At 45.2% G+C, this 15,173-nt stretch carries 20 protein-coding genes; 6 read left to right on the top strand and 14 right to left on the bottom strand.

Features of this window, described 5'->3' with window-relative positions:
• Positions 1-152: 152 nt before the first annotated feature.
• The 5 genes from ACH9UM_RS00800 to ACH9UM_RS00820 are packed head-to-tail and all read left to right on the top strand — an operon-like array spanning position 153 to position 2,053.
• On the top strand, positions 153-806 hold the full coding sequence (locus ACH9UM_RS00800; protein ID WP_023921562.1) for a recombinase family protein: 654 nt from the start codon (positions 153-155) through the stop codon (positions 804-806).
• A 52-nt stretch (positions 807-858) separates the two neighbouring features.
• Positions 859-1,080, top strand: a complete 222-nt coding sequence (locus ACH9UM_RS00805; protein ID WP_008373966.1) for a DUF5348 domain-containing protein — start codon at positions 859-861, stop codon at positions 1,078-1,080.
• Between the two features lie 9 nt (positions 1,081-1,089).
• Entirely contained in the window at positions 1,090-1,392 is a 303-nt protein-coding gene (locus ACH9UM_RS00810; protein WP_028088060.1) for a hypothetical protein, read from the top strand.
• A 57-nt stretch (positions 1,393-1,449) separates the two neighbouring features.
• A complete protein-coding gene (locus ACH9UM_RS00815) occupies positions 1,450-1,707 on the top strand; it encodes a type II toxin-antitoxin system HicA family toxin (RefSeq protein ID WP_005333422.1) in 258 nt (85 codons plus the stop codon).
• Positions 1,691-2,053, top strand: a complete 363-nt coding sequence (locus ACH9UM_RS00820) for a type II toxin-antitoxin system HicB family antitoxin (RefSeq protein ID WP_005333424.1) — start codon at positions 1,691-1,693, stop codon at positions 2,051-2,053. Before ACH9UM_RS00815 ends, ACH9UM_RS00820 begins: the two co-directional genes overlap by 17 nt.
• 63 nt (positions 2,054-2,116) lie before the next feature.
• On the opposite strand, the gene ACH9UM_RS00825 is transcribed toward ACH9UM_RS00820, so the two are convergent.
• The 4 genes from ACH9UM_RS00825 to ligA all read right to left on the bottom strand — a co-directional run bounded on the left by ACH9UM_RS00825 (position 2,117) and on the right by ligA (position 6,641).
• The gene (locus tag ACH9UM_RS00825; RefSeq protein ID WP_008373962.1) at positions 2,117-3,481 is read right to left on the bottom strand and encodes an ATP-binding protein; all 1,365 of its coding nucleotides are present in this window, start codon (positions 3,479-3,481) and stop codon (positions 2,117-2,119) included.
• Between the two features lie 89 nt (positions 3,482-3,570).
• Complete coding sequence (locus ACH9UM_RS00830; protein ID WP_005333427.1) at positions 3,571-4,044, bottom strand: LPD11 domain-containing protein; 474 nt, start codon at positions 4,042-4,044, stop codon at positions 3,571-3,573.
• 21 nt (positions 4,045-4,065) lie between these two features.
• A complete protein-coding gene (locus ACH9UM_RS00835; RefSeq protein WP_023921566.1) occupies positions 4,066-4,569 on the bottom strand; it encodes an NADAR family protein in 504 nt (167 codons plus the stop codon).
• A 77-nt stretch (positions 4,570-4,646) separates the two neighbouring features.
• Entirely contained in the window at positions 4,647-6,641 is a 1,995-nt protein-coding gene (gene ligA, locus ACH9UM_RS00840; protein WP_173792338.1) for an NAD-dependent DNA ligase LigA, read from the bottom strand.
• Positions 6,642-6,918: 277 nt separating this feature from the next.
• On the opposite strand from ligA, the gene ACH9UM_RS00845 reads away from it, so the two are divergent.
• Positions 6,919-7,173, top strand: a complete 255-nt coding sequence (locus ACH9UM_RS00845; RefSeq protein ID WP_005333435.1) for a hypothetical protein — start codon at positions 6,919-6,921, stop codon at positions 7,171-7,173.
• 178 nt (positions 7,174-7,351) lie between these two features.
• Here the strand turns inward: ACH9UM_RS00845 and ACH9UM_RS00850 are convergent, their stop codons facing one another.
• The 10 genes from ACH9UM_RS00850 to ACH9UM_RS00895 all read right to left on the bottom strand — a co-directional run bounded on the left by ACH9UM_RS00850 (position 7,352) and on the right by ACH9UM_RS00895 (position 15,100).
• A complete protein-coding gene (locus ACH9UM_RS00850; protein ID WP_400091685.1) occupies positions 7,352-7,612 on the bottom strand; it encodes a hypothetical protein in 261 nt (86 codons plus the stop codon).
• Complete coding sequence (locus tag ACH9UM_RS00855) at positions 7,612-7,989, bottom strand: hypothetical protein (RefSeq protein ID WP_005333460.1); 378 nt, start codon at positions 7,987-7,989, stop codon at positions 7,612-7,614. Before ACH9UM_RS00855 ends, ACH9UM_RS00850 begins: the two co-directional genes overlap by 1 nt.
• The gene (locus ACH9UM_RS00860; protein WP_005333462.1) at positions 7,970-8,548 is read right to left on the bottom strand and encodes a hypothetical protein; all 579 of its coding nucleotides are present in this window, start codon (positions 8,546-8,548) and stop codon (positions 7,970-7,972) included. The genes ACH9UM_RS00855 and ACH9UM_RS00860 overlap by 20 nt, the downstream gene beginning before the upstream one ends.
• Before the next feature lie 5 nt (positions 8,549-8,553).
• Entirely contained in the window at positions 8,554-8,802 is a 249-nt protein-coding gene (locus ACH9UM_RS00865) for a hypothetical protein (protein ID WP_005333464.1), read from the bottom strand.
• A gap of 19 nt (positions 8,803-8,821) precedes the next feature.
• Positions 8,822-9,340: an AbrB/MazE/SpoVT family DNA-binding domain-containing protein gene (locus ACH9UM_RS00870; protein WP_005333466.1), complete on the bottom strand. Its 519-nt coding sequence runs from the start codon at positions 9,338-9,340 to the stop codon at positions 8,822-8,824.
• A gap of 62 nt (positions 9,341-9,402) precedes the next feature.
• Positions 9,403-10,089, bottom strand: coding sequence for a hypothetical protein (locus tag ACH9UM_RS00875; RefSeq protein ID WP_005333468.1), 687 nt, complete (start codon positions 10,087-10,089; stop codon positions 9,403-9,405).
• Between the two features lie 16 nt (positions 10,090-10,105).
• Positions 10,106-12,223, bottom strand: a complete 2,118-nt coding sequence (locus tag ACH9UM_RS00880) for a vWA domain-containing protein (protein WP_400091688.1) — start codon at positions 12,221-12,223, stop codon at positions 10,106-10,108.
• Complete coding sequence (locus tag ACH9UM_RS00885; protein WP_005333471.1) at positions 12,220-12,486, bottom strand: helix-turn-helix domain-containing protein; 267 nt, start codon at positions 12,484-12,486, stop codon at positions 12,220-12,222. Before ACH9UM_RS00885 ends, ACH9UM_RS00880 begins: the two co-directional genes overlap by 4 nt.
• A gap of 9 nt (positions 12,487-12,495) precedes the next feature.
• Positions 12,496-14,307 (bottom strand): AAA family ATPase, encoded by a 1,812-nt coding sequence (locus tag ACH9UM_RS00890; RefSeq protein WP_400091691.1) that lies wholly within the window; start codon positions 14,305-14,307, stop codon positions 12,496-12,498.
• Positions 14,308-14,323: 16 nt separating this feature from the next.
• Positions 14,324-15,100 carry a hypothetical protein gene (locus tag ACH9UM_RS00895; RefSeq protein WP_022415111.1) on the bottom strand — a complete coding sequence of 259 codons (777 nt, stop codon included), beginning with the start codon at positions 15,098-15,100 and terminating at the stop codon, positions 14,324-14,326.
• Between the last annotated feature and the right edge of the window lie 73 nt (positions 15,101-15,173).

Raw genomic sequence — 15,173 nt, forward strand, 5'->3', positions numbered from 1 at the left:
ACAGAAATAGAAAAGAAACATATCCCAAAATGTATACATTTTAGAAGTACGTTCCGGAAAGGGGGATTATATCTTAAAAAGGTTACACACACAGTTTTGAGATATGCCAACAAAAGTGTGGATATTTTGGGACAGGGAAAGGAGAAATGTGGATGCAGATATATGGATATCACCGCACCAGTACAAAGGAGCAGCATCTTGATCGTGGCATACAGGAAATTGAGCGGTACTGTAACGAGCATGAGATGGCACTTACGAATATTTTTACGGATCAGGAGACAGGGAAGAATTTTAATCGTCCGAGATATACCGTTTTAGTGGAGGATGTCCTGCGGCTGGGAGATATTTTGATTGTTACAGAATTGGACAGACTGGGGAGAAACAAGCATGACACCATGCAGCAGATCCAGCGGATCAAGGACATGGGAGTGCGGCTTATGGTTTTGGAACTGCCGACTACGCTTATGGACTTATCTGTGATGGATAATGCGATGGCAAGGATGATGCTGGAAACAATCAATAACATGATGCTGGAGCTTTATGCTTCTATGGCGCAGGCAGAGCTGGAGAAAAAGGAGAAGCGACAGCGGGAAGGTATAGAAGCGAAGAAATTGCGGGGTGAATGGGATGATTATGGAAGACCAAGCGTGATGAAGCAGGAAACCTTTGACGAGAACTTCCAGAGCGTTATTTCCGGAAAAATGACACCGACGCAGCTTCGGAAGAGTCTGGGAATGACACACTCGACTTTTTACCGGTATCGTAAAACTTTTTATGAAAAATATCCGGAACTTTCCAATACCTAGAATGAAAGCCCTATTACTTATATAGAACAAAGAATTTCAGGAGGAAAGCAATATGAGTGAAAAAAGAATAGGTACTTTGATTTATGATCCATCTATGGGAAGATATGATATCCGGTTTGGTATTGAATCCTATTATGGGGGACTGCATTGTGGAGACTGCTTTGATGTGAAGGTAAGGGATGTATGGATTCCGGTTCGGATTGAAATGGACGAGAACTGGTATCTTGTGGGACTTTCGAAGACACGCCTCGGCGGGCTGACTGTTCGGATGTAGAGGAGATAGATGATGGAAGCCAAAAAGAAATATGTAAAGCCCGCCTTCCGATTTGTGACAGATCTGGGGAGTATTCTGGAATGTCTGTATGAAGTATATGGAACGGATGGGGAGCTGCTGCTTAAAGGGGAAAAGCTGTCAGATACAGTAATCTGCCCGTTTGTCCGCATGGTTCAAAAGAAATGCAGTGTGGTGGATGCGGAAATCCTGCATTTGATGCTCTGGAAGATATATATGGTAAGTGCGAGGAAAGAAGCATTTGTAGCGGATGCTAAGAAAGAGCTACATCCCTTATTTGACCAAGAAAGATGAAAAACAGATTGACACCACATATGACACCACATATACTATAGATAGGAGGCATTAAAGATGTCGAAATGGGATAAACTATTGACAAGAATTTGCTCATTATCGAAAGACCTTCGTTTTGATGAATTAAGAAAAGTATTAGAAAGTTATGGATATGAGATAAATGCTCCGAGAAGTGGGAGCAGCCATTATACATTCCGTAAAGCGGGATGCCAGCCGATAACAATACCGAAACACGAACCAATCAAGAAAATTTATGTTGAAATGGTAAAGCAGATTGTAGAAAGTGAGGCGAAAAACGATGAAGACACTGAATGATTATTTGGCAATGTCCTATCGCATGGAAATTGTGGAAGATAAGGATGAAGGTGGATTTGTGGTTTCTTATCCGGAACTGCCGGGATGCATCACCTGTGGAGAGACGATAGAAAGGGCAGTTGAAAATGCAGCGGATGCAAAAAAAGCATGGTTAGAAGCTGCACTGGAAGAAGGGATTGAGATTCACGAACCGGGAAGCCTGGAAGAGTATTCGGGACAGTTTAAAATAAGGATGCCACGCAGCTTACACCGGGATCTGGCGGAACACTCAAAAAAAGAAGGCATCAGTATGAATCAATACTGTATATATCTTCTTTCAAAGAATGATGCGCTGTTAGTAAAATAAATATACAAGAATATAGATGAAAAGAGCCGTCCTTATGGGCGGCTCGAAGTATTCTTTCTTTGATTAAAAATGATATTGTTCTAGCAGATAGATAGGAAGTGTTTGTACATTCCCAGCGGTTCCGCCTTTGGTATCACCTTTCAGATATAGTAGTTTATTGGCCTTCCCCTGTTCCAATGCCTTCAAGGCAGTAGATGCAGTTCCCTTACCGGCTTTAACTTCAATCAGATAGCGGATGTGAGTTTTCAATGTCTGAGCTACAAAATCAATTTCACCACCTTTATAAGTAGCAAAAGCCGGTGTCTCAAAGATAATTTCTTCCGGGAATTCCTGGCGTTTGGACAAGTTAATGTAAACATAGTTTTCGTTCAATGAGCCATCCATAGTTGATACAGTAGCACCAGTTCTGGAGAGATAATAATATGCAACTCCAAGATCCATGAAGAAGCAGCGGCTTCCCGGTTTGAAATTCAGGATGTCCAGTTCTGTGATTTTGCCACAGAAACCGATGATTCCAGAATGATAAAGCCAGTTGATAGCACGATAGCAGGTTGCTTTAGAAAGATTACTGGAGTAATTCTTTGTAACGAGCTTTTGCAGTTCTTCACTTATACTGTCCTCATCTAATCCTTTCTTTTCACGAAGCAGAATACGGCAGATGCTTAAAAAGATGTTGGTAAAAACACTAATATCTGTGATGTCATCAAAGTACCGCATAGATTCGTTTAAGAAAATGCGGATGATTCTAACAAGCTCTTTTTGAGCTGCTTCCACGTCTTTTGTGTTAAGGTATGTTTCCACAACCTTTGGATAGCCGCCAATCTGTCTATAGATGTCGTAAACATTCTTTAATTCGTCATATAGTTCCGGTACGGTGTCATCTGCATGATCCAGTGGAAGTGATAGATATTTCTGAAAAAGCTGGTCATCCAATGCTTCCAAAAACTCTTTAAAGGAAAGGGTATAAATACGGATACTGGTAATATCTCCACTGGAGAATTTGAATTCCGGTTCCAGTACACGTCCCAGATAACTTCCAGTTACAATGAAATGCGCTTGAAAATAGCGGGTAAATTCTCGGATACGGTTGAATATCTCTGAGGATTCCTGAATTTCATCAATAATGATGACTGTATCGTTGGTATCTTCAAAATCCGGATCGAAGAGTTTAAAAGCATCGTGAAGCGGCTGCTCCGGTCGTTTTGTACCGGGAGTCCAGTCTGTGGCTTTTTTGTAACATTCCATAAATTGTTTGCCGGACAAATCAAACAGGTTAATGTAGATCTTGTGCCTGAAGTTCTCATCCGCAAATTTATTGATAATATATGTTTTTCCGACCTGTCTGGCACCATTCACTTCCAAGGTGCTGTGGACGGTATCGTTTTTCCAATCCAGAAGCTGATCGTAAACTTTTCTTTTCAGATACATGGGAAATGCTCCTTTCTTTCAACTGTTCCTATTATATCAAAATATGAATGGATAATATAGAGGGTAATTTCTGATAAATGATGAATTGTCTAGTCTGAGCAGTTCTTCACGGGTATTCCGGTTTCTGTCATTACTTTTTCGTACTGAAGAAGCTGTTCCCAGGTCAGCCATTCCGGTTTCTGATCTGTGGGAAAACCATTCCATAATTCTTTCATACGGGCAATATGGTTTTGAACGCTATGATTGCATAGGATAGACGGACTGCGATTTCCGTAGCCCAGATAGTATTCACAGTCAGACTGTAATTTACTTAACATCCGGTACTCGAATTCATAGGAACTTCTTTGATACGGAGCCGGATGAAATGTGTACTCCTGCTGTATGGGATGGGAAGGTTCTCCATCAATATGGTTAAAAGATAAAGAATAAAGATTCGGTTCAGGCTCTTTGCCAAGGTCAATATCCTTCCACAACTTTCCGAATTGGTCCTTATATACCGGACAGGAAAAATCATCCATGCCAGTATACTCAAGCACTAATTTTGTTTTTGCATTTTCATTCATTCTATTAGACCATCCTTTCCTTTATTGCAGACATTGAGGTATATTATTGGGCGCTGTTTCTGCATTCCACTGCAGCTTCGCACGTACATCCATCAGGATGATTCCTAACTGGTTTTCTCCGCAGTTATTGACTTTGCCCCAGAAATAGTCACCCCAGTTGTTTCCTTCAATAAGTGTGGACTCTCCGGTTGCAAGAAGTTTATCCCGGAGTTCCGGGTTCTGCATGAATTTGCACATGCAGATTTCATACATGAGCCGGACTTTCACTTTTTCCCAGTCCGGGCGTAATGTAAGATCTCTGCCGAGTTTCTTTGCATCAGAAGGATTATGCATCCGAAAAATACAGAATTTGCGTTGCTCTCTCGCAGAGAGTGTTTTCTGCGCTTGAAAAGCAGCTTCATTATTTGCATAGGTTTGTCCCATGTAAGAGACCGGTGCCGGATAGAAATTGCTTAGAAAAGCATAATCTCCCCGAAATTCATTGATCTGTGTAGGTATGCGCTTGCTTGTATTTGTTTGATTCATTATAAATTCCTCCTTTGTAAAAGAGGTGCGGCCTTTCAGCCACACCTCAAAATAATTCTCATCTATTGCAGAGATGGTTATGCAATCATCTCCAAAAATTCAGCTTCTGTAAGAATTGGAATACCAAGGCTCTGGGCTTTTGCCAGTTTGCTGCCGGCTTTTTCCCCGCAGATCAGGTAATCGGTTTTCTTTGTTACAGAGCTGCCAGGTTTGGCACCAAGCTCCAGAATCTTATCGTTGATACCGTCTCTGGTAAAATGCTCCAGTTTCCCTGTTGCTACGATGGTACATCCTGTAAATTTGTTTTCTTTTGTCATAATGGTCTCTTCCTTTCTTTGTTCAAATGTGAATTCGTTCTGTAAGTTTTTCCATAAATCAAGATTTGCTTCATCTGCAAACCAGGAATGGATGTTGTGATTTAAGATTTCGCCAAAATCCTCTAACTGAGTGAAGTCGTAATCTCCGACAGCCGCCTGTTCAAATGCAGTTAAATTTCCGGAAAATACGGTGTCCAGAATCCGGCTTTTGGTTCTGCCGATCATAGGAATATCCATGGAAACCAGATAGCGGACAAAGCTGGTCCTCCGGCTGGCGTTGATGGATTCCCACAAGCGGTCGAAAGATTTCTCACCATATCCGTCCAGTGCCACAATATCTTCCCGGTGTTCCTCCAGATGATAGATGTCCTGAAAAGAGTGCAGATAGCCCAGATTCAGGAATTTTTCTAAAGTGGCTTCTGACAGTCCTTCGATGTTCATTGCCTTCTTGCTGGCAAAATGGACAAACCTTCTTGTGATCTGGCTGTCGCACTGCGGATTATCACAATGCAGAGTTTCTACGGTGCGACCGTCGCTGGTCTTACGGCTGTAGGTTCTGGTTTTGGAACCACAGCAAGGGCAGACCGGAGGCGTGATGTCGGTATACCTTCCACGATCCAGATTATCCTCTATATGTGGGATGATCATGTTTCGTTTGGAAACAAGAATCCGGCATCCGGGTACAAGCTCCAGATTTTTGATAAAGGTCAGATTATGAAGGGAAGCTCTGGAAACATCACAGCCGTCAATCTCCACGGTATCGAAGATGCCGACCGGAGCAATCTCTCCGAATCTGGTCGGTGTCCATTCAATTTCACGCAAGAAAGTTTCGTAGGTATCATCCTCAAACTTATAGGCGAGGCCGTCCTTATAGTGGTGTCCGGTTTTTCCGCAGCTTTTGGAGTAGCTGAGACTGTCAAAAATCATGACAATGCCATCGATAGGAAGATGTAAATTTGCTGCTGTGGATACCAATTCCTGAATGAATTTCTCCGCATATTCTTTTGAAAGTCCGGTTCCTGAAATTGAGAAAAACGGGCAGTAACCAAAGCCCAGGTGTGTTAAACCTTCTAATTTGCAGGCTCTGCTGTCCGGGAAGGGAACATCCTCCATTCCTTCTAATACATTGAACGGAAGAAAGCGAACACAACGTCCGATACAGTTCTTCGGATCAAGACTTCGTACTGATCCGGAAGCAAAATTACGTCCGTTTTTATAAGGTTTTCCATTTCCATCACGCAGAGTATCTTTCAGACGTTCAAAATCATTGGTTGGTATAAAAGACTCACCGGTAATGACCAGACGTTCTTTGTGTGGAATGGTAAGCGGTACATTTAAAAATGCCGGGATATTGTGTGTAATATCTTCCCCCACTTCACCATCTCCACGGGTAGAAGCCTGAATCAGTCTGCCATCTTCGTAAATGAGTTTGCTAGTCAAACCGTCCAGTTTCAGCATAAAGAGAACTTCCTGTCCTTTCATGAAATCTAAAAGCTCTGAAATCAGTTTTGTTTTCTCAAGCGAGAGCAGTGGAATCGGATGGGTGACTTTGGCAAGTTCACTGACCGGATAATATCCAACCGTCTGTGTCGGAGAATTTGACAGGATGAAACCAGTCTGTTCCTCCAGTTCCTTCAGTTCGTCAAAGAGTCGGTCATACTCGGCATCAGATACCAGAGGGGCATCCTGATTGTAGTAGGCATGACGGTATTCATTGAGTTGTTTTACAAGATTCTTAATTCTTTTGACTGACATAGAGTCTCCTTTCTTTTGTGGCGTGCCAGTTCCGGAATCATTTGTTTCCGTAATCCTCCTTTCCCCGCGTTCAGGCATAAAAAAAGAGAATGACGCTTATGTTCATTCTCAAAATAGATGCAGTTTCCTGCAAAATAAAAAAAGCCAGAAGTCCCTGCTGCTTGTTGGGCATAGGAAAACTCCTGACTACGTTTCAAACCTAAACTGCGTGTGATAAATCCTTTCCGGATTGACACAAATAATTGATATAAGAACAGTATAACACTAGATGTAGTATATGTCAAATGAAATAGATTCCTCAATGAAGCTTTTGCCTTATGTTGATGACAAATTTGTCGGCTACAGGAATAAAAGCGTTCAGGATTTCAGATTTGCCCTAAGCGAAGGAATTCGTAGCCAGGTATTTTTTGCCACTTTCGTGGAGAAAGTCGAAAACCAGATAAAATCAATCTCTGTCATAAATGCCTCTAAACTGTTTTTACATCGTAGTGGTTATGCAAGTTCTAAATTTAAAAATAATTTTCACGAATAACTAACTTTTCTATATGCTGAATTGTCATAAAATATAGATTATTAAATTTGAAAGCAGATTGAAGGTGATAAACATGAGAAGTTATAAACGGTATACCAGGCGAAAGAGACTTTTGAAGCAAATCGCTGTGGTTGCTTTATCTCCTAATCGGGTATTCACGAAAGAACAGACCTAACATTTAAAAATGGAGTGACAGCGGTAGATCATGTGGATCTGGAAATCCCACATACGTATCATTCCATTCCATGTAGCTGACATTTCCACGAAGAGATATTCCGGTGGAATCTATTTTCTTGTGGGAAAATAAATTGCCAATCCAGCATAAATCAGGATTCTGGTTCAGAATGATGTAGGTTTCCAGGTCCTCCCACAAGTCATATAGTCCTTCCGGATTTCCTTCTGTATAAAAGATCACATCATCACAGCAGATATTTGCCATTACACATCCACCTCCGTTCCAAAAGTTTCACCCATATTCTGGTTGGAAACCGTAAGGTTTACAGGGGATAAGGTGCCAGAGGCAAGCCATTGTTCGATTGCATCAATTACCTGCTCCAGCGTGTCGTTATAAGCCACATTGCAGTCTTCCAGTCGGAGAAACTGCAGGTATGCTTCATGAAGAAGGCTTGGATCATCACGCAGCGTTTCATATGGAAGGTTGCAGAGTCCGATTCTTTCCTCCAGACGTTCCATGGAGCGGCGGATGAAGTCGCAGGAAATAAATTGTTCCCGGTAGATGTTATAAGCAGCTTCAAGCTGGTCATAGGTCAAAATAAATGAGACTTTCTCGCAAGGATTAGATGGTTGTTCTTTCATGGTAAATTCCTCCATTCATACTATGATTGGCTGGTGGTACGGATTCTCTTTGTTCGGGAGTAAGATGTACCAGTAGTTTCCAGCGCAGGTCGATTTCTCGGTGAATCCAGGTATCATTTTCATAAACTTCATGTGTCAAAAAATTGTAAATTGTCGGTTCTTTTTCTATATCATCCAGATCTGCGACCAGACAAGTTGCCTGATTCACATAGGGCCAGAGTGCCTGTTCGACCATATGGCGTAGTTCCAGTATCAGAGGATATATCTGTCCTACATCATAGGTTTTGGACATGCAGGAGCTGATTTTCTTCAGCATCCCGGAAGTTTGTATCATCTGGTTGATGACGGTACATTGTTCCTCCACATCTGCATCCGGATTCAGGACCAGCCGGTGGAGCAGCACAGATTTTGCATAGGCAGAAGCGGTCAGGTTGATGTTTCTGACCAGTTCTTCATACGGCTGCTTATACTGTGTCTTCAGCACTTCCAGAGGCACATGTTCCCGGTTCTTCTTTAAGGTGGAGAGGAGCCCCGAAAGGCAGCTCTCCAGTTCTTCCATTCTTGTCAAGCACACATCGCCTCCAGCTCCATCGGAACACGGGTGTAGCTGAGACGGTAAATACTGTTGCAGGTCTCAAATACCACACCGTTTTCGGATACTTCCAGAATACTCTGCACCGGACTGGTAGCAAAGGTCTGGTTATAACTATAGATCCACGCCCGTTCTCCCAGATGGAGGGGCAGGGACAGGATTCCGGTGAGGACATATTCTTTCTTTTGGGTGGTGTGTAAGGTTATATTTGTATTCTTCATTGATTTCACGCTCCTTTCCTTACTTAATTTTGTTTGCAATTACGGCAGCGACCAGTTTAGCGCATCCCAATTCCATCTCGGATAAATGCTGTCCGGTTCTGGAACAGAGAAGAAGTGCCAGCGGCTCTCTGTCTTCCCTTAAAATCGGGAAAAAAGCACAAACCGGTTGACGGGTGTTGGATACCGGGTAGACAGGGCAGTTCTCAGCAGAGATCAGTTCCTGGCCGTCCGCAACCAATTCGGCGAGTTCTTCTGTAACGGGAGTGCCTTCCGGAAGATAGATGCCCGCAGATACGAGTATGTGAGCCTCACTGCAAATTGCGATACCACAGTGGATGACACTGTAGAGGACGGAAAGATAGGAAGCCATTTCCTCTTTTCCGTTTAAGTGGGTAGGGCATTTGCGTAAAAGCAGCTCCATTCCCACATTTTCCAGTTCCAGTGCATCTCCGTCTGAGAGCTTCATTTGTTTCCGGATTTCTGCAGGGATGACGATACGCCCCTGAGAGTCCATGGTCCGGATGAGTGCAATATTCATAACTAAAGTCTCCTTTCTTAAAAAGAGGAGAAGCAGTAAAGTACCGCTTCTCTTCTGAAAATTTAGGCAGCGTAAGGCGGAGCCTGTGCTGTCTGTTGCATTTGACTGTTCTGCTGGTCTGCCAGCATCCGTTTTCCGTTATTGATCAGTGATGCAGCAATCACCGTTTCCCAGTTGGAAATATAGGAATCCGTCCGCTTCAGAAGCGTGAACAGATCCATGTCGGTAAGCTGGATGGCTGTCGTCTTTTCGGACTGGAAGCTGCGTGGCTGCATGTAGGAACCACCGTTCTTATTCTGTGCTTTGATGCCTTTCCCATTTACAATCTGGATTTTCCATGGGCTTTTCATAGGCTGCCCTTTGGAATCATAGGGATGTCTGGAGATATAAAACATCTGGGCTGTGGAATAACCGTTCTGATCGGGATTGCCGTAGATCTTGCTCTGGCTCCATTCAAATTCCTGAAAACCGGAAGTGATCCGGGTTAAGAGGAACTGGATCTGTTCCGGTGCCAGGTTGAAACGGGTGATGATATTCCGGTCTCCGGTACCGTTGGAATAATCCTGAATGGTGATGCAGATTAAAGAATGTACTTTATGCCCGTTTTCCTGATATTCCCCTTTGGCATGTAGCTGTGCATAGTTGCCGAGTGGTGCGTAGCGGAGCCGGTCATAAAAGGCAATGAGTGCCCGGTCATTCTGGATCTTGCAGATCTGGTCGGTAATCCGGTTTTGATAAGTTTCATTCATGAGTATTCACCTTCCTTTATTTGAGATGCTGTTTGACAAGCTGTGCCATATTCTTTGGAAGCTCTTCCAGTTTCGTGATATCCAGGAATCCGTCCTTGTAAATCCTGCGGATATTTTCCTTATCGTCACCAATGGCAGCCGCAAACAGGATGACATCCCGTTTTTCGTATTCTTTCTTGATGCCCCGCAGATCTGCCTCTGCTTCCGTTCCGCTGTAGCCGTAATCGGCTGGCTGACCGTCAGAAATCAGGATCAGCAGCTTCTGAAGCTCCGGGCGTGTGCACAAATGCTCTGCTACGAAGCGGAGAGCTGCGCCGTCCCGGTTCCCGTTGCGGTCGCACATATCCATCAGCCGGTAACAGTCCTCATTGTCCACAGAATCAAATTCTGCATAGGAGTAAAGAGCAACGCCGCCTGCATCCGTGGAATGCCCGTAAATGGTGATAGGGATACCGAGGCTTTTACAGAAATCATAAAGGACAATGGCAGTCTTTCTTGCATGTGTCATCCGGTCACCCCAACCCATCGAACCACTCTCGTCAATCAGGAGGGCAACAGCCAGACGTTTTTCCTCTCCTGGAAGTCTGGTTCTGGTAAAGATGGTTCCGTCTGTCTTATAGAGAGCATGGGAGTCCAGACGTTTTCCAAACAGGAGATTCTTCTGCTTTCCGCCTTGCTGTTCTTCTTTCAAAAGCGGCAGGATGGTGCTTTGCAGCTTTTTGGAAGCCCGCAGGAGCGGGGGAGCAACTGTCTGGTATTCATTCTTCAGGTAATCGGAAACACTGGTCAGGCGATGGATGGTAACATGGATGCCTGCATGGGCATTGCCGTAATGAATATCATTGGCTGTTTTCTGCAGTTCCTCGGTCAGTTCCGTCTGACAGTCTTCCTGCACCTTTTCTGCAGCCACATCGTTCAAGATCCGGAACAGATCCTCTGCAGCATGCTCATAGCCGCTGCCCTGATACTGACTGACATAAGTGACGCCGGGGTTGTTTTCATCCAGAATGGTATTGGTCTTTGTAAGAGCGATGCGCCCGCCTTCTTCCGAAAGCACCTGTTTGGCTTCCTCTATAGCATCCTCTTTGGTACGTGGACCGGAAGGAGCATTGCCCTCATCATTCCCGCTTCCTTTTGGGGAAGCTGGTTTGATATTCTTTGGAATGGCACCGCTTTTTCCGGTCGGAAGAGGAGCGCCGCTGCTGACTTCATCCCCTAGAAGATCTTCCAGAGCATCGGCAGCGGAATCCTCGCCATGCATTTCCAATTCCTCCCGTGTTTTTTCGATGAGCGGCTGGATATAGTTCCAGGTCAGGGCTAAGAGCGCATTGGAAACCAGCATCCGGTCAGTGCCTTTTTCCGATTCCATTGCCGTATCCAGAAGATCGGTACAATCGGAAATGGTATCCAGATAATCCCCCTGATAGCCGGTGGGATTGTTGATGTTTCCGGTCCGGCAATAGGAAAGGATCAGGTTGGCAATGATGGAAAATGGCTGGTATTCTTTGTCAATTTGTTCCTGTATGGAAGGAATCTGTTCGGACATACGCAGGTTATTGAGTTCAATCCCCTGTCGGAAGGTGCCGTGGAATTCCTCACACATACGGTCTTCAATATGGATGTCTTCCAGAATGTTTTGAAAAGTTGCGGCGCATCGTGCCAGTGTCAGGCATCCGGCTTTGTCCTTTTCTTCTAACACTTCTTTGATCTCCTCCAGTGCTGTCTGATAAGCTGGAAGGGATAGCTCCGGCTCCTTCGGATAGAAGGAACCGTTTTCCAGACTCCTCAGATGAACAGCGTGGGCTGTGAAATCAGAATAGAGTAAGTGCCCCACTTCATGCCCGGTGATCCCTGTCAGGCTCTGGGAACGTAAGAAACGGGTGGGGAAAGACTGGGTGATCGGGTTCGCTGCGTTGAGATGTACCTTATAATTGTCGGTATATGCAACGCCTGCCTGTTCGGAAATGTCCCAGTCCAGCAGTACCTGCAGTCCATACCGGTAACGTCCGGTAACGGCTCTGGCAAGGGAGGTCTGGTACTTCTGATAGGCAGCGGAGAGGAATAACTCCTCATCCGCAATGGAATCCTCTTTTGCCCGGATTAGTTTCTTTAAATTTCTTTGGCTGTGATTCACGTGATATTCTTCCTTTCTTTTCTTAGATTTTTTGTCAGCAGTTCCTCCATCGTGCAGCCGTAATACACAGCAAGGCGAAGGACGGCATAAGCCATCGGGGAGGAGTTTGCATTTTCATAATTCATAATGGTTTTCGGGGGAAGATTTAAGATTCTGGCAACTGCCTTTTGTGATAACTTCGGTGTTTTGGCTTGCCGGAGATAAGACAGATTATCTGCCAGATGCTTTCGGATCTGGGCTTCTGTGAGTGCTGCTTTTCTCATAGGCGTGTCCTACGCAGCAAGCACAGTATCCAGACAGCTTTCTTCCACTTCCGTACGGTTCTCAGCATCGGCAGAGGCAGAGGCAAGCACCGTGTAACGGGCCGCTTCCCGGATATCCCCGCAGACCATGTAGGACTGCACCCAGGAAATCAGCTCCCTCATGCCACAGCAGCCATCTGTAATGAGATTTTCCCGGCAGTAGACAGCCATGGATTTGACAATGCGTGTCATCAGACGTACCGTTTTTGCATCCTTGCATCCGGTAACAGCCATGGCACGTTCTACCTGTGTATCCTCATCCGGTTCATCCAGATCAATCACAAGGTTCATTCGGGAAATGACAGACTGGTTCATCTGTTTACAGCCTGCATAGTCATTGTTTGTGGTGATTACGATGGTCGTATCCGGATGACGGTGGATGGTTTCTCCGTTTGGAAGATATACGCTGTTACAGCGGTCTAAAAGGGAGTTAAGTCCAACCAGTACACCGGGATTAGCAATGACCGTAGGCTCCTGTATCTCAAGAATATACCCATAGCGGATGGCTTCGACTAGAGGCGTATCCACATACTGGAAGTTCTGTCCGGAGGTGTGTTCCTTATAATAGCTGTGCATTTCATCAAAAATCGTATCGATCAGCTTCTGGTAGGTGCCCTCGGCAGAAATTTCTTCATCATAGTTTCCGGTCAGCTTCTGATAGGCACCGGAGGGATCTAACTGGATTTCCTGAAAAGACGGGTACTGCCGCTGAAGCCGGGTGCGTTTTCCGTCCACATCCGGAAGAATCTGACCTAAAAGGTCGAATACCTCTGTATTTGCGGAACAGGTAATGCAGCGGTAAGGAAGGTGAAGTGCGGAAGCAATGGCTTTGGCTCCTTCGGTCTTTCCGGTACCTGCCGGTCCCCGTAAAAGAAAATTCCGCATCGGCTGTGTGGTATCCGTTGTCAGTTTTGCGTGTTCGCAGATCCGTTTGATTTCCGGAGGGATGATGTACCACTCTGCCAATGTCGGAACAGATACCTCCTCTTCCGGAGACAGCCTTCGGGATGCGGTCAGGATAAATTTCCCAACAAAATCATCTCTGGAAATGGCTGCCTGTGCTTTCTTAAATCCACTTCCTGGACGTAACACCTGAAAGTCTCCATGGAGCACTTCGGTTGGTGCATAGACCCCCTTCTGGATATTTAACGGTTTGATCAGCGACAATACGCCGTTTGCCGGAAGGTCAATCTTAACACCACCGGTCGGGAGACCTGATGCATAGCGGGTTCTCCGGTAAATGTTGTCGCAGAGAACGGCTGCTGTTTCCGCAGCGGCGTCCAGATCGGGATAACCGTTGTCCCGGTGCGCTTTTAATTCCTGATACTTTTCATTACACTCTTCATCTGCCAGAAAAACCGGCATCAGTGCGAACAGCAGAGCCGCACCGGACTGTTTGGAGTCTTTAAATTCGTATTTTTCCGGTGTGCTTTCCACATCCGGCGGAGGAGTATAGCAGCCTCCGTAAAACTTTCCGTTTAGCTGGTTGTAGACAACCACCTGAAGATCACCGGTTTTGCTCGGATATTCCGCCACAACAAAATTGTTGGATTGGGTACCGACCGCCCCAAGCTTTTCCGGCGGGGTACTGCCAACCGGGTTTTCCAGCTCCAGATAAGCAAGGACTGCCCGCAGGGTAGCTGCATGAAGCGTGGATTTTTTCCGTGGCTGAGTACAGTATTTGGATGCAATGTCATCAAAGATTGCATGGTCCGTATAATCCTCAAATGGTTCCGGGAGTTTGCGTTTGAACCCCCAGGTTGCTACGATGTTATTTGCCATGATTCGTTCCTCCTTCTTATGAGATCCAGGACAGTTCCAGTGCCTGCTCGGTCTCTTCTGTGGTCAATTCATCTTCAGTAAAAATCTCCGTCAATTCGCCCCAGTAATCTTTGGGCGGGAAATGTTCCAGCTTTCCCCGGACTTCCGGTTCAGTGCCGTTCAGAATATAGACATCTCCCTGCTCGTTGATAAACAGCTTTTCATAGCCCCTTGCCTGTAAGTCACCGACCAATTCCATCAGTAGCGGTTTCCCAATCAGGGAATACCATGATTTGGGATTAACGGCTGGTCTGGAATCCGGATTTCCTTCTGACGGTTCCTTTTTATGTAAGGATTCAATGGTCATCATCTGAAGCGTCAGACTGCCACGGGCATCCATGAGAATTTCCGCAAAATTATAACTTCCGGTATTCCGTGTGCGAATCCGTAATGGTTCCCCATCCAGTATCTGGGAGAGCGGTGGTTCTTTCACAAAATCCCATGTGGCATCCGGGAAGGCTTCCTTGAGCTTTCCGGTAATCTGGAATTTGATCTGTCTCCAGAGAATGGTTTCCAGATCAGGTGTTCCTTCCAGATGACGAGTTCTTTCTGGGCGTTTTCGTAGCTTATGCTCCCTGTTTTTCAGGCGTTCCGTGAAAAGCGGGAGAAGATAACTGAACAGCGTGACTCCGATACCGATCAGGGCAATGCCTGCAATCAGAAGCCGGTTGGCATCCTGTGGTACGAAAAGTGCTGCAAGAAACAGTACAAGCACGACAAACTGTAAGAATTTTTTTCGATTTGATTTTTTCATGAGCTGATTCCTTTCTGATTCATGATTCTTAGACAAGCCCGGAAGCTGGATGGGAAATCGCCGCTTCCGGACA

Origin of the sequence: Mediterraneibacter torques (assembly GCF_044591705.1) — a bacterium.
Lineage (GTDB): Bacteria > Bacillota > Clostridia > Lachnospirales > Lachnospiraceae > Mediterraneibacter > Mediterraneibacter torques.